Origin of the sequence: Pseudoalteromonas sp. SCSIO 43201 (assembly GCF_023716725.1) — a bacterium.
GTDB lineage: Bacteria > Pseudomonadota > Gammaproteobacteria > Enterobacterales > Alteromonadaceae > Pseudoalteromonas > Pseudoalteromonas peptidolytica.
In genome coordinates this window covers 2,163,309-2,176,093 of the sequence record NZ_CP072683.1, presented here as the reverse complement: position 1 = coordinate 2,176,093, position 12,785 = coordinate 2,163,309, and the positions used below count along the sequence as shown (strand labels likewise).

Here is a 12,785-nt window from a genome sequence, read left to right as displayed (position 1 = left end):
ATAGGCACCTCGGCAGGAGCAGGACGCAAAAGCGGGGTTATCGACAAAATTTTCTCGCCTCAAAATAGACCACTTAATTAAGATAATTGTTATAAAAAATCATCTTTAACTTAATAATGCACAAACATTTCAACGTGAATACTTGCATCCTTCTATAGTTCATCACATGCTGTTGGCACAATAAAGAACCAAGGTAAAAAAATGAATAAAACTTCTTTGTTTGCATTCATGCTAGCGTTGACGACAACAGGTGTGATGGCTGAGGCGCAATCAAAGCCATTTGCAATCGCTATTCATGGCGGGGCGGGCACAATTGAGCGTAGTAACTTCACGCCGGAAAAAGAAAAACAATACAAAGCTAAATTAAAAGAAGCCGTTGAGGCTGGCTATAAGGTACTGGCACAAGGTGGAGAAAGTCTTGATGCAGTAACGGCAGCCATTAATATTCTTGAAGACTCTGCATTTTTTAATGCGGGGAAAGGTGCCGTATACACCTACGATGAAGGTCATGAATTAGACGCATCAATTATGGATGGTCGTAACCGTCAAGCAGGCGCAGTGGCTGGCGTAAAGCACATTAAAAACCCCATCAATCTGGCAAAAGAAGTCATGCAGCACTCTGTACATGTCATGCTAAGTGGTGATGGTGCAGAAGATTTTGCTAAGAGACGCGGTTTTGAGTTAGTGGAAAATAGTTACTTTGACACTGATGCTCGTTACCAGTCGCTCTTAAAGGCGAAAAAGCGATTACAGATGAAAGAAGCCGCCACGAAAGACTATCAAGCAGCACATCAGCAATTAGAGAGCGAATACAAGATGGGGACTGTCGGTGCAGTGGCGCTTGATAAGCATGGGAATTTAGCTGCAGGAACGTCGACAGGTGGGATGACGGCGAAACGCTTTGGACGAATAGGTGACTCACCCGTGATTGGTGCAGGCACATTTGCAGATAACCGCTCCTGTGCAGTGTCTGCAACGGGCCATGGCGAGTATTTTATTCGGTATAATGTTGCGGCCGATATTTGCGCTCGCGTTGCTTATCAGGGTAAGTCGATAGAAAAAGCAGGCAAAGAGGTTATTTTTGACACGCTTTACCCTGTTGGTGGCACCGGCGGTGTGATAATTGTAGATCCCAATGGCAATATCAGCATGCCGTTTAATACAGCAGGAATGTATCGAGCAAGTAAATCCTCAAGCACCGAAACGTACGTAGGTATTTATCGCGACTAAAACAATATTAGATTAAGCAACTTCTTAAAACGCCAACTACTATTACTATGATAGCTGGCGTTTTAATGGAGATGGGCAATGCAATCAATAAAAGTCGCAGACTACTTAAATCATCGACCTGTAACATTTAATCAAGATATGCGCATAGAGGCTGCAGTTGAAAAACTGCTTCAAAGTGGACAATCTGGTGGCCCTGTCATCGATGAAAGTCGACGAGTCATCGGCTTTTTGTCTGAACAGGATTGCCTTAAAAAAATGTTAGAGGCAACGTATCAAAATGAGTCTCATAGTGTTGTGTCTGATGTGATGACAAAAGACCCGTTATGTGTAAATTGTGAAGATAGTATCGTGCAAATCGCAGATATGATGAGTTGTAATAAGCCCAAAATCTACCCTGTTGTTGACGAAGATAAGCGCTTACTGGGCGTGATCAGCCGGGCGAATGTATTACTCGCAATAGATAAACACTTACATGATACCTATATGTCTGGGCAACGATACGTATAACGTCTTTAGTAATACATTTATTAGCGCAAAATAAGACGTACTGATGAAATTTAGTTGGGTTCGTCCTACTTGATTTGCTAAACTACACGGCGTTTTATGTAATCACAAGGTGTCGTGTAGTGCAGGTTGACTCGCTGTTTAAAGAGCTAAATTCATGTCTTAAAAAGGATCACTTCGTCCTCAAAAAGCGCCTTCATGGTGCAAAAAAAATTACCGATCAAGAAAAACAAAAGCAGGTTATTGCAAAAATCGCAGCAGCAATTGCAAAAAGCCAGCAACTAAAGGTAACGAGAAGCGCAAATATCCCGGCAGTAGAGTACCCTGAACAGTTACCAGTAAGTCAAAAGAAAGAAGATATAAAAGCAGCGATTGCTAGTCACCAAGTGGTGATTGTCGCTGGTGAAACCGGATCTGGTAAAACCACTCAGTTACCAAAAATTTGTTTGGAACTTGGGCGCGGTGTGGATGGTTACATTGGCCACACTCAGCCTAGAAGGCTTGCCGCTAGAAGTGTATCGACTCGTATTGCAGAGGAGATTGGTTGTGAAATGGGGCAAGAAGTAGGGTTTAAAATTCGGTTTTCAGATCAAGTTTCCGATAACACCTACGTAAAATTAATGACTGATGGTATTTTACTGTCTGAAATTCAGCAAGATAGATTCCTAAATCAATACGACACCATCATCATAGATGAAGCGCACGAGCGTAGCCTTAATATTGACTTTATTTTAGGTTATCTAAAACAGCTCCTGCCTAAACGCCCAGATTTAAAAGTAATTATTACTTCTGCAACGATTGACCCTGAGCGTTTCTCCAAACATTTTAATGACGCGCCGATTATTGAAGTCTCAGGTCGAACCTATCCGGTGGAAGTAAGATATCGCCCAGTCGAAGATATTGACCCACAAAATAGCGAAGCAGAGAACGATCAGCTACAAGGGATCTTTGACGCAGTTGATGAGCTGTGTGCAGAAGGGCCAGGTGATATTCTGGTATTTATGAACGGGGAACGTGAAATACGTGATACCGCTGATGCCTTGGCAAAGCGTAATTTAAAAGGAGTCGAAGTATTACCCCTCTATGCGCGCCTTTCAAACGCTGAACAAAATCGTATTTTTGCACCGCACAGCCAGCGCCGTATCGTATTATCGACAAATGTGGCAGAAACGTCTTTGACTGTACCTGGTATACGTTATGTTATCGATCCTGGTACTGCGCGGATCAGCCGCTATAGTTATCGCACCAAAGTTCAGCGCCTACCGATTGAGGCTGTATCTCAAGCCAGTGCCAATCAGCGAAAAGGTCGCTGTGGGCGGGTGGCATCAGGTATTTGTATTCGTTTGTATAGTGAACAAGATTTTCTTGGCCGCCCAGAGTTTACTGACCCTGAAATCTTAAGAACAAATCTTGCGTCAGTTATCCTGCAAATGCTTGCACTTGGACTTGGTGATATTAGTCAATTTCCATTTGTTCAAGCGCCTGACAGCCGAAATATAAAAGATGGTATGTCGCTACTCGAGGAACTTGAAGCGATTGTACCTGCAAAACGTAGAGAAAAAGCTCAACTCACTGATTCTGGGCGTAAGCTAAGTCGCCTTCCAATAGACCCCAGACTTGCCAAAATGGTCATGTCTGGTGCGCAAAATGGCGCACTTTGGGAGGCTATTGTAATCACTGCGGCTTTGTCCATTCAAGACCCCCGTGAGCGGCCGCAGGATAAGCGTGCAGTAGCAGACGAAAAGCATAGTCGTTTTGAGAGCGAGCACTCTGATTTTGTCGCCTATCTTAATCTTTGGAACTATATTGAAGCCCAGCAACAAGCGCTAACCCGAAATCAGTTTAGAAAGCAATGTCAAAAAGATTTTTTAGCCTATATGCGAGTGCGCGAATGGCAAGACATTGTGTATCAGCTCACAACGGTGTGTGAAGAGCTGAGTTTTAAAGTCAATAATACACCCGCAGCAGATGAAGCTATTCACCAAGCCTTACTCAGTGGTATGTTGAGCCATATAGGGGTAAAAGACGAAAAACAAAAGCAGGTCTTTAAAGGGGCGCGCAATAGTCAGTTTCATATTTTCCCGGGCTCAAGTTTATTCAAAAAAAGTCCAAAATGGTTGATGTCGGCAGAGCTGGTAGAGACCAGTAAACTGTATGCACGGGTCAATGCAAAAATCGATGTGAACTGGATAGCGCCTTTAGCCAAGCATTTGGTTAATCGCAGTTATAGTGAACCGCATTGGGAAAAAAAGGCCGGTGCAGTAATCGCATTTGAACAACAAACTCTCTACGGTTTGATTATCGTAGGTCGTAAGCGCACAGTATATAGCGAGATAGACCCTGTAGTTAGCCGTGAAATTTTCATTCGAGAAGCCCTAGCCAATGGGCAACTTGGGCAAAGTGAAGGCTTTTTAACTGCAAACCAAAAGTTAGTTGATGAAGTGCAAGCACTTGAAGACAAAGCTAGGCGTCGCGATATTTTGGTTGACGAAGAAGATGTAGTGGCATTCTACCATGACCGAATTCCACAGGATGTGAATAACCGCGCTGCATTTAACAAATGGTGGCGAGTTAAAAAGCAAAAAGACAAGCGCTTTTTACACATGACCCGAGAACTGCTAATGAAGCATGGTGCGGATCATATTAATGCCACAGATTACCCCGATACTTGGCAACAAGATAACTTGATATTGCCGCTAAGTTATCACTTTGATCCTGGCCAAGCGCTTGATGGCGTGGTGGTTAATATACCACTGGCGTTACTAAACCAAATTAACGATGAGGGTTTTGATTGGCATATTCCTGCACTTAGGCATGAACTGGTATGTGGATTGATTAAATCTTTACCAAAAGCCTTACGACGGAACTTTGTTCCCGCGCCAAACTATGCTGATGCCGTGCTTGCCTCTGTGGAGGTAATGCAAGGTCCATTTTTGGAAGCGGTTGCAAATCGTCTACTTAAAATGACTGGAGTGAAAGTTGCGCTGACCGACTGGGATACAAGTTCGCTTGAACCACATTTAAAAATGCAGTTTCAAGTAGTGAATGAACACGGAAAAGTAATCGCTCACGGTTTTGATTTAAGTTCGCTTAAGGCCAAGTTGCAGGGGCAAGTGACACAAACGCTCTCTCAAGTCGCCGAACAGGGGATTGAGCAAACCGATATTCAGCAGTGGAATTTTGGAGAGTTGCCAGAGCAGTACACCAAAAAACAAGGGAACTATGAGATTAAAGCATATCCCGCGTTGGTTGATAAAAAGCAAAGCGCAGCAATAGAACTTTTTGATAATGAAACAAAAGCACAAGCGGCACATCAGGCTGGTGTACGGCGACTTATCTTGCTTAATGTACCTTCACCCGTGAAGTACTTACAGCAACATTTACCTAATAGGGCAAAGCTTGGCTTATATTTTAATCCTTTTGGTAAAGTGCAAGACTTAATAGACGACTGTACTGCTGCTGGAGTGGATAAGCTGTTGCTCGAATTTGGTGAGGTGCGGGATGACAACGCATTTGAACAGGCTAAAGAATACATTCGAGCTGAATTAGGTGATACGGTTGTTGAGATAGCAAAACAAGTTGAATCACTGCTCAGCGTGGCTCATAGTATCAATAAACGCATGAAAGGACGTGTTGATTTAACCATGATCACTGCGCATGGTGATATTAAATCGCAGCTATCTGATCTTGTTTTTAAGGGCTTTGTAACAGCACACGGGGCACAAAAAATCGCAGACATTTTACGCTATATGAAAGCCATAGAAAAAAGACTTGAAAAGCTTGCTGTAGATCCAAATAGAGATAGGTTATGTGTACTAGAATTGGAAAAGGTAGCGGCGGCTTATCAAGATAAGTTAGCAAAAGTCCCATCAGGATTCCCGATACCACCATCGCTTAAAGATATTTTTTGGATGCAACAGGAACTTCGCGTGTCTTTGTTTGCTCAAACATTAGGAACCGCTTATCCTATTTCGGCTAAACGTGTTCTTAACGCAATAAAAGAGTGTGAAATATAAACTTGCATTTTAGAGTACGACAGTTACTTTATTATATGAGGAAGTAAAGTTTTGGATTGTGAGAAGGAAGCGGCATTGGTTATGTCCACACGAGAGAAAAGGAAAAATACGCCGCACCTGTTAGTGGTTGACGACGAGTATTTTAATTATGAAATGCTCGAGGTCGCATTGTCTGGGGTGTTTGAGCTTAGTTATGCCAATTCAGGTACCAGCTGTTTATCTAATGCAATTGCAGATCCTCCCGATGCAATTTTATTAGATGTATGTATGCCTGGGCTTGATGGCTATGATACATGTCGGATGCTGAAAAACACGCCAGAGACGAAGAACATTCCAGTGTTGATGGTGTCAGGCTTAGAATCTGAAAAAGAACAAAAAGCAGGTTTTGATGCCGGCTGTGATGCGTACGTAGTTAAGCCATTTTCGATGCAGTCGTTATTAGAAAAAATAAAATCAATGGTGTAGGAGCACACATGATCAATGAAGATAAACGTCGCTTTATGCGTATGTCTGTGGATGCGGTGGCACAATTAAGAGAGCTAGAGTCCGGAAAAACACACGAAGGAGTGTGTCATGATCTTAGTGCTACTGGCCTTTCTGTAACAATATCAGACCCTGTAGAAGCAAATACTGTTGTTGATATTTTTATTGATTCAAGTGGTGATATGATCCAGCCTTTGAGTGCCCATGCTACCGTGATACGTTGCAGTCAAGAACAAGACGGTCAATGGATTGCAGGTTTAGAGATCACCAAATTTAATTAGTCCAAGCCCTATATTGAGAGTGTCTTATCGTTATCAACCTGATGTTATGCAATCAAGCGCGTTTGGTTTTATACCTCACTGATCACATCACCACAGTGTCAATATTCGCAATATACTCGCCAATAAAGCCTCTACTGGCGAGTATGTACTTGACTTAAAAGATGTAGAGGTATCGAAGCTGATACCTAAAACAGCACTGGTACCACCAGCATAACCCCATTTTTTCTAAATAACTTTATTGCCAACGGTGAGCTGGTATATAAAACCTATATCTACAGGGTATAAAACGACACAAAGAAAGTGGCGATGGATGCCAGTGCGAACATGGTGTATTCAGTGATTGATTGTTTGCGCTTTTCTTCATTGTCTTTGGGTGTTGTTGCTATCATTAATAAGCTCGTGATCAACATAGCTAGAGAGTATAAACATAAGATAGATAAAACAGCATCTGTAAACATATAAGCCTCGACTATAGGTTGGTATTAGTGTCTTTTTAGCAGACGGTTATGGCACTGCACGTATTGATTTGCGATAGGCTAGTTATACCGTTTCGACTTAATACATGATCAATCTTAGGGCGTAAATTTGATTCAAAGCATATAAATATCTTGATGATGAGGGCATCCAAAAGCGATGTTTTAGACGAAGGTTTTTGTACCTCAACATAGACAACTCTATTAAGCTAATTGATATAGATCCCTGAACAGCAGTGCATTTAATTATGTATTCGTCCCCAATGGGAGTAAATTATATCCTACTTTCAGATATTTCTAAAAGGAGTAACAGATGCGGTTCGAGTATTTTGTGGTAGACGCTTTCACTCGTAAGCGGTTTGGAGGTAACAACGCCGCAGTGGTAGAGGTTGAGCGGTGGTTTAGTGATAAGTTGATGCAGCAAATAGCCACTGAAAATAACTTGTCTGAAACCGCGTTTGTTAAGGCTTTAGATAAAAGTAATTATGAGATCAGGTGGTTTTCACCCATTACTGAAATTGATTTCTGTGGACACGCTACTTTAGCTGCGGCTTATGTATTATTTAACTGTAGAGGAAACTCTGGTGAAATACTCTTTCATACTCAGGAGGTTGGAACACTTGTCATCCAACAATCCGCTGACGGTAGAATTGTGATGAAATTTCCGAATCTAGCACCAATTGTAGCGGATGTACCAGATGCGCTACTCAAAGGAATTAGCATAACACCCACTCAAGTACTCAAAAATCGCCAAGCTTACTTCGTTATTGCAGATAACGAGCAGCAGGTACGTGATTGTAAATATGACAGTGAAGCGTTGAAACTGCTTGCACCACATGATGTTGTTGTTACTGCAAAAGGCGATAGTGTTGACTTTGTATCTCGTTATTTTTGGCCCGCCAATGGTGGTGATGAAGACCCCGTTACGGGTTCAATTCACGCGGGCCTTGCACCATATTGGGCAGATGTACTCGGAAAATATAATCTTCATGCGCATCAACTCTCTAAACGTGGTGGAGAGTTATTTTGTGAGGTAACGGGCGCGAATGTGATTGTGTCTGGGTTTGGTGTACTATATGCCAAAGGCATGTTTGACATTGATGACGAGTAGATATCAGGTTTTAGTGCAAGTAAGGGCTTGAACCATTGCTCAAATTAATAGGTTAGCTGAGTGTCAAAGGTATTCAGCATTAAATTGAAAAAGAGTCACTATGACAAAACAAATATGGGTTGACGCTGATGCTTGCCCCGTGGTTATCAAAGAAATGTTATTTCGAGCGGCAGTGCGTACTTCTACCACTGTCACTTTGGTTGCGAATCAGTACCTAAAGACCCCGCCATCTCCTTTTATTCAGAAACTACAAGTCCCAAAGGGTTTTGATATTGCTGATAATGAAATAGTGAAGCGTGTCAATAAGGGGGATCTTGTGATCACGGGTGATATTCCGCTCGCTGATGAGGTTATTGAAAAAAAATGCACTGCGCTAAACACTCGCGGTGAGTTGTTAACCAAAGAAAATATAAAATCACGTTTAAACATTCGTGATTTTATGGATACTATGCGTGCCAGCGGAGTACAAACACAAGGTCCTCCGCCATTATCTCAATCTGATAAACAAAATTTCGCAAATCAATTAGATACTTGGATCACCAGAAATAAAAAGGATTAAATATGGGCTACAAAGCGAGCTGCTTGTGTCAAACTGTAAAAATTGAAATCCGTGGTGCTATCTCTGACATCATCCATTGTCACTGTTCGTTGTGTCGAAAGTCAACAGGAACCGCTTATGCAACCAACGGCTTTGTTAAAGCAGACGAATTTATAGTGCAAAGTGGTAAAGATTCGCTCAAGGCATATACAGTCAAACCGGGACGAAAGCGCCATTTTTGCGTACACTGCGCAAGCCCAATCTATAGTTCAAACGATGCAGACCCTAACCGTATTAGGCTCCGCCTTGGCATTGTAGATTCAGATATTAATGAACGCCCAATGTCGCATAATTTTGTCTCTTCCAAAGCCAATTGGGATGATTTAGACGACTGCTTACCGCGATATGATGCGTTTGAACCGAATCGAGATTTAATACCAACTTGACTTAATACTTGTTCAATTTGAAGGAGTAAACCTGACGCTAACAGCGTTAAAAATTTCTTATTTAGAACAACTAAATAGCAAAGTTTTTGCCTTGACTACATGGGGGTAGGTACCTTGGCGATAGCAGGGCGTGGTAGCGGAGTTATCGACAAGATTTTCTCGCCTCAAAATAGACCACTTAATTAAGAAAATTGGTATAACTTTAACATCAGGAGACAACAGTGGCAGGAATTAATGAACTTTCGCGGTTATTGAAAGAGATCGCACCACAGTTAGATAGCACACCTTATGTTTTTTGCACCGTAGACAAACCTTTGCTCGAGTGTCTAACACTAGACCCTATCGCCACTTTTGTTGAACACGAAGGGCTAACATTAGTTGTTAAACAATCGGTCGCAGATGCTCATGAACTGGCTTATTCATGTGTGATGAATAAAATCACTTTACAAGTCCACTCTAGCCTTGAAGCGGTGGGACTGACCGCAGCATTCTCAAATGCGTTAAAAGAGGTCAATGTTAGCGCAAATGTTTTCGCGGGTTTTTATCATGATCACATCTTTGTACCAGCAGATGATGCGAGTAAAGCGATATCTGCGATTCAAAACTTGGCAACGTAGGAGTGTGTATGTCAGTCATTGAATTTGTACCATACAAGTTAATGCCAGCAAGCTTTAATCCATGGCGCGAAATATTTATTGAAGTCGCTGATGAAGTGATAAAGGAAATTGCACATCCAGAGCTTCGTTTTTTACACTTTGGCTCAAGCTCGTTTAAAGTTGCAGGTAAAGGGATCATTGATATATCTGTGCTGTATCAGCCCGGTCAATTAACAAAAGCAGTTGCCTATCTAACCAAGCTTGGCTTTGAAAATCAGCATAGTGACAAACCATTTCCTCCTACTAGGCCACGTAAGGATATTGCGGTACGGTTTCAAGGTGAACTGTTCCAAATTCATGCTCATATTATCGAACAGGACAGTGAAGAACATCGCAAGCAGGTGCAATTTAAAGCGTACATGCTTGATAATGTCAAAGCTCGCTCAGAATATGAGGAACAAAAGCGGCAAATCATAACACAAGGTATTGCTCAACAAGATGACTATGGCAAAGCCAAAGCTCCGTTTGTAAAGCGTACATTATCGGCGCTATAACTTCGGCTTCAGATTTCAATATAATGGCGTCTCATCGGAGCGAGTAGCGTTTTTACATACGCTGCTCGCTACAAGGGGTTAGCATTACAGGTTAATGGTTTTAGTCAACTGAAGTGGTTCACCATCAACGTCAAACTCACCGGTTATTTTAAGTACGCCATCTTTTAATCCCCGTAACTTATCTACGCTAAAAGTTTTACTTTCATAAGGTGCAAAGGTAACGGGCAGCTGCCAAAGTGGCTCATCATTTTTGAATGAGTAAAATGGAATAAAATTAACACGCAATACACCACTTGACGCACCTGAATAGGGGCCGTTAAGTGTGATAGTGATATTATCACGAACACTAACTTTCATTTGAACACCATCAAAAGGTATCTTTGGCGTTAGAAGTGGCTTTTGTTGTGTTAATCCGTTCCAATGAATCACTAAGCTTTTAACGCTTGGTGTTGGCAATTCAATACGGTGCTCACCAAAATCCAGAGTTTCAGAGTAGTTAGCCATACTTAGTGTCATATGATGATTACTAGGGTTGTTGACGTACAGATAGTGCTTTTCGTCAGAAAAATAGCTTTGGATGTTGATACCACTTAGGGTAAAGAGCGCATTGTCGCCAAGTGTTGATTGCCATTGCTGCAGTAAGCGATTGAGGGTTTTATGCTCAGTTTCCGTGACTATTCTTGATTTCTGTTTGTTAAAGATTTCGCGAAGTGGGGTCATACAACCACTTAACTGAGCGCTATATTTCACACAAGTGTTAAAGGCTCTGCGAAGTAGCGCTGCATCGTTAAAGTGCCAAGGGTTAGTGGTTTGTTCATTCGTGATCAAGTAGTCATGCGCAGCAAAGTACGGCGTTATTCTATGATTGTTATTTCGGCCAATAAGGCTTATTTTTTGCAAGCTAAGGTCTGAAACACCAATTTGGATCAACGGTAGCCTAGCCAGTTGCTCATGGTGTTGTGTTTTCATTTTAATAATCAGTGCATCGTCCCGCTTTGAAAGCGTGAGCGCCACTTGATGATATAGCTTAATATCGTTGCGTAATTGCGGCAGCAGTGCGACGGATTTTGCGGGAAATAACTCTTGATTGCTAGAAACTGTTAACTTCATCCCTTCTTGAAGGGTAAATTGCAGTAGAGTGTCTTTATTAAAATCAATTTCTTTTGGTTTAACGCGTCCGAGACGCGCATCTAAGCTCTCGATTGTTAAATCAGCGATTAACGCAAAGCCAATTTCCCCTCGTTTACTCTGCTCTGGTTCTAAGTCGATTAGTGCTGCAACACTATGCTCATCAAGTGAGTTGATTAAAGGTGTTTTATCGGGGGCGGGAAAATCCATCACGGCATGTGTAGAGGAAAAGTTTGGATGAATATCGAGACGATTAAGTGTTTTGCTTTCGGTATTTCTGAGCCAATATGTGGCACCGTTTTGCTCCCAAGGCCCATCGACAATATAAAAACTTGGCGTGGCAGAGCGCACAAACGCTGCAAACTGCTGTTCAAGCTGAGGCCAATCGGGGAAGGTCTGTTTTAAGAGTGCATTGGCAGTTGGCAAGGTGTTTTCAGAGTGAGGATTTGCGTCCATTAATTTGCCGATAAAGCGTTTAAAATATTGATATCGCTCAGGATCGCTCAATAAAAAATGTACGATAAAGAAGTTGAGCCCGCGTTTGAGCGATGGGTCGTCATTGATGGCTTCAAAAGATGGCTGGCCATTTTGATAATACTGCTGTAAACCCAAGTGCAGATAATTCATTGGAGCACGGTCAAAAACCATCACAGTTAACTGCTTTTTATTTGGATCATATACGTGGCTTGCAATGGCATCAGCCATCCCCTCAGTGATCCAATTCGGTGCCCAAGTTGAGTGACCGTTCAGTGCCATATGAAACGCATGCATAGTTTCATGGATCACGATGTAGCGTTGGTGATGCTGGCGATGACTCGGAAAGTTGTACCCTGCACGGTTATAAAACATCGTTTCGCCGCCAGCTGTTTTATGTACGCCGCGCAAAAAGCCATCGTCCAGCATGGCTTCTTTTGTACGTTGGCGTGAACTGCCATAAACGACAGCGATTCTCTTCTTATCAATCGCGGCGGGTGCCATCCCAAACAATTCAACATAATGAGGATAAGACATTTCAAGTAATTCTAAATAAAGTTTTACTTTGTCTTCAGGCAGGTCACTTTTGAGTGCAAAATGTTTACTCACCCACCAGTCATATCCCCGCGAGTTAGCTATTTTTCCTTCGCTATAAGTGAGCGGAATTTGTTTACCAACGTGTTGGATATCGATGTGCTTCAGTGTACTAACTCGGCCATTAACGCTCACTTCAGAGCGCATATCAGCAGGGCTTGGAATAGCGACGATATTGCTTCGCGTAGTTTGGCATCCGCTGAGTAAAGCAAGTAATGCAATTAAAGGAGCAAATACAAGTTGTTGCTTTTGCAGGAAGAGTATTCGTCTATAAAAGGAAATGGTTGGGAATAAATAAAATAAAGACATGATACTTTGCTCTCGTTATTATTTGTGTATATTGTATGCAATATAAAA

General features: G+C 42.1%; 11 protein-coding genes. 10 read left to right on the top strand and 1 reads right to left on the bottom strand.

The features are described 5' to 3' along the window. The first annotated feature begins 201 nt into the window (after nt 1-201). The 10 genes from J8Z24_RS09335 to J8Z24_RS09290 all read left to right on the top strand — a co-directional run bounded on the left by J8Z24_RS09335 (nt 202) and on the right by J8Z24_RS09290 (nt 10,232). Nucleotides 202-1,230 (top strand): isoaspartyl peptidase/L-asparaginase family protein, encoded by a 1,029-nt coding sequence (locus tag J8Z24_RS09335; protein WP_252094565.1) that lies wholly within the window; start codon nt 202-204, stop codon nt 1,228-1,230. 78 nt (nt 1,231-1,308) lie between these two features. Then, nucleotides 1,309-1,737 (top strand): CBS domain-containing protein, encoded by a 429-nt coding sequence (locus J8Z24_RS09330; protein ID WP_125253897.1) that lies wholly within the window; start codon nt 1,309-1,311, stop codon nt 1,735-1,737. 119 nt (nt 1,738-1,856) lie between these two features. Beyond that, on the top strand, nt 1,857-5,750 hold the full coding sequence (gene hrpA / locus J8Z24_RS09325) for an ATP-dependent RNA helicase HrpA (protein ID WP_176032366.1): 3,894 nt from the start codon (nt 1,857-1,859) through the stop codon (nt 5,748-5,750). An 81-nt stretch (nt 5,751-5,831) separates the two neighbouring features. Next, nucleotides 5,832-6,215 carry a response regulator gene (locus J8Z24_RS09320; protein WP_125253912.1) on the top strand — a complete coding sequence of 128 codons (384 nt, stop codon included), beginning with the start codon at nt 5,832-5,834 and terminating at the stop codon, nt 6,213-6,215. An 8-nt stretch (nt 6,216-6,223) separates the two neighbouring features. Continuing rightward, nucleotides 6,224-6,514: a PilZ domain-containing protein gene (locus tag J8Z24_RS09315; protein WP_128732724.1), complete on the top strand. Its 291-nt coding sequence runs from the start codon at nt 6,224-6,226 to the stop codon at nt 6,512-6,514. Between the two features lie 786 nt (nt 6,515-7,300). After that, a complete protein-coding gene (locus J8Z24_RS09310) occupies nt 7,301-8,098 on the top strand; it encodes a PhzF family phenazine biosynthesis protein (protein ID WP_176032367.1) in 798 nt (265 codons plus the stop codon). Between the two features lie 100 nt (nt 8,099-8,198). Continuing rightward, nucleotides 8,199-8,657, top strand: a complete 459-nt coding sequence (locus J8Z24_RS09305) for a YaiI/YqxD family protein (RefSeq protein ID WP_252094564.1) — start codon at nt 8,199-8,201, stop codon at nt 8,655-8,657. A gap of 2 nt (nt 8,658-8,659) precedes the next feature. Beyond that, complete coding sequence (locus J8Z24_RS09300; RefSeq protein ID WP_128732205.1) at nt 8,660-9,082, top strand: GFA family protein; 423 nt, start codon at nt 8,660-8,662, stop codon at nt 9,080-9,082. A gap of 221 nt (nt 9,083-9,303) precedes the next feature. Continuing rightward, nucleotides 9,304-9,699 (top strand): ACT domain-containing protein, encoded by a 396-nt coding sequence (locus J8Z24_RS09295; protein WP_176032368.1) that lies wholly within the window; start codon nt 9,304-9,306, stop codon nt 9,697-9,699. Nucleotides 9,700-9,707: 8 nt separating this feature from the next. Next, a complete protein-coding gene (locus tag J8Z24_RS09290; protein WP_128732203.1) occupies nt 9,708-10,232 on the top strand; it encodes a GrpB family protein in 525 nt (174 codons plus the stop codon). An 84-nt stretch (nt 10,233-10,316) separates the two neighbouring features. On the opposite strand, the gene J8Z24_RS09285 is transcribed toward J8Z24_RS09290, so the two are convergent. Beyond that, the gene (locus J8Z24_RS09285; protein WP_176032369.1) at nt 10,317-12,737 is read right to left on the bottom strand and encodes a hypothetical protein; all 2,421 of its coding nucleotides are present in this window, start codon (nt 12,735-12,737) and stop codon (nt 10,317-10,319) included. Between the last annotated feature and the right edge of the window lie 48 nt (nt 12,738-12,785).

Excerpts from the sequence above, each read along its gene's own strand:
- J8Z24_RS09335 (WP_252094565.1), top strand. The coding sequence starts at position 202 with ATGAATAAAACTTCTTTGTTTGCATTCATGCTAGCGTTGACGACAACA.
- J8Z24_RS09330 (WP_125253897.1), top strand. The coding sequence starts at position 1,309 with ATGCAATCAATAAAAGTCGCAGACTACTTAAATCATCGACCTGTAACA.
- J8Z24_RS09320 (WP_125253912.1), top strand. The coding sequence starts at position 5,832 with ATGTCCACACGAGAGAAAAGGAAAAATACGCCGCACCTGTTAGTGGTT.
- J8Z24_RS09315 (WP_128732724.1), top strand. The coding sequence starts at position 6,224 with ATGATCAATGAAGATAAACGTCGCTTTATGCGTATGTCTGTGGATGCG.
- J8Z24_RS09310 (WP_176032367.1), top strand. The coding sequence starts at position 7,301 with ATGCGGTTCGAGTATTTTGTGGTAGACGCTTTCACTCGTAAGCGGTTT.
- J8Z24_RS09305 (WP_252094564.1), top strand. The coding sequence starts at position 8,199 with ATGACAAAACAAATATGGGTTGACGCTGATGCTTGCCCCGTGGTTATC.
- J8Z24_RS09300 (WP_128732205.1), top strand. The coding sequence starts at position 8,660 with ATGGGCTACAAAGCGAGCTGCTTGTGTCAAACTGTAAAAATTGAAATC.
- J8Z24_RS09290 (WP_128732203.1), top strand. The coding sequence starts at position 9,708 with ATGTCAGTCATTGAATTTGTACCATACAAGTTAATGCCAGCAAGCTTT.
- J8Z24_RS09285 (WP_176032369.1), bottom strand. The coding sequence starts at position 12,737 with ATGTCTTTATTTTATTTATTCCCAACCATTTCCTTTTATAGACGAATA.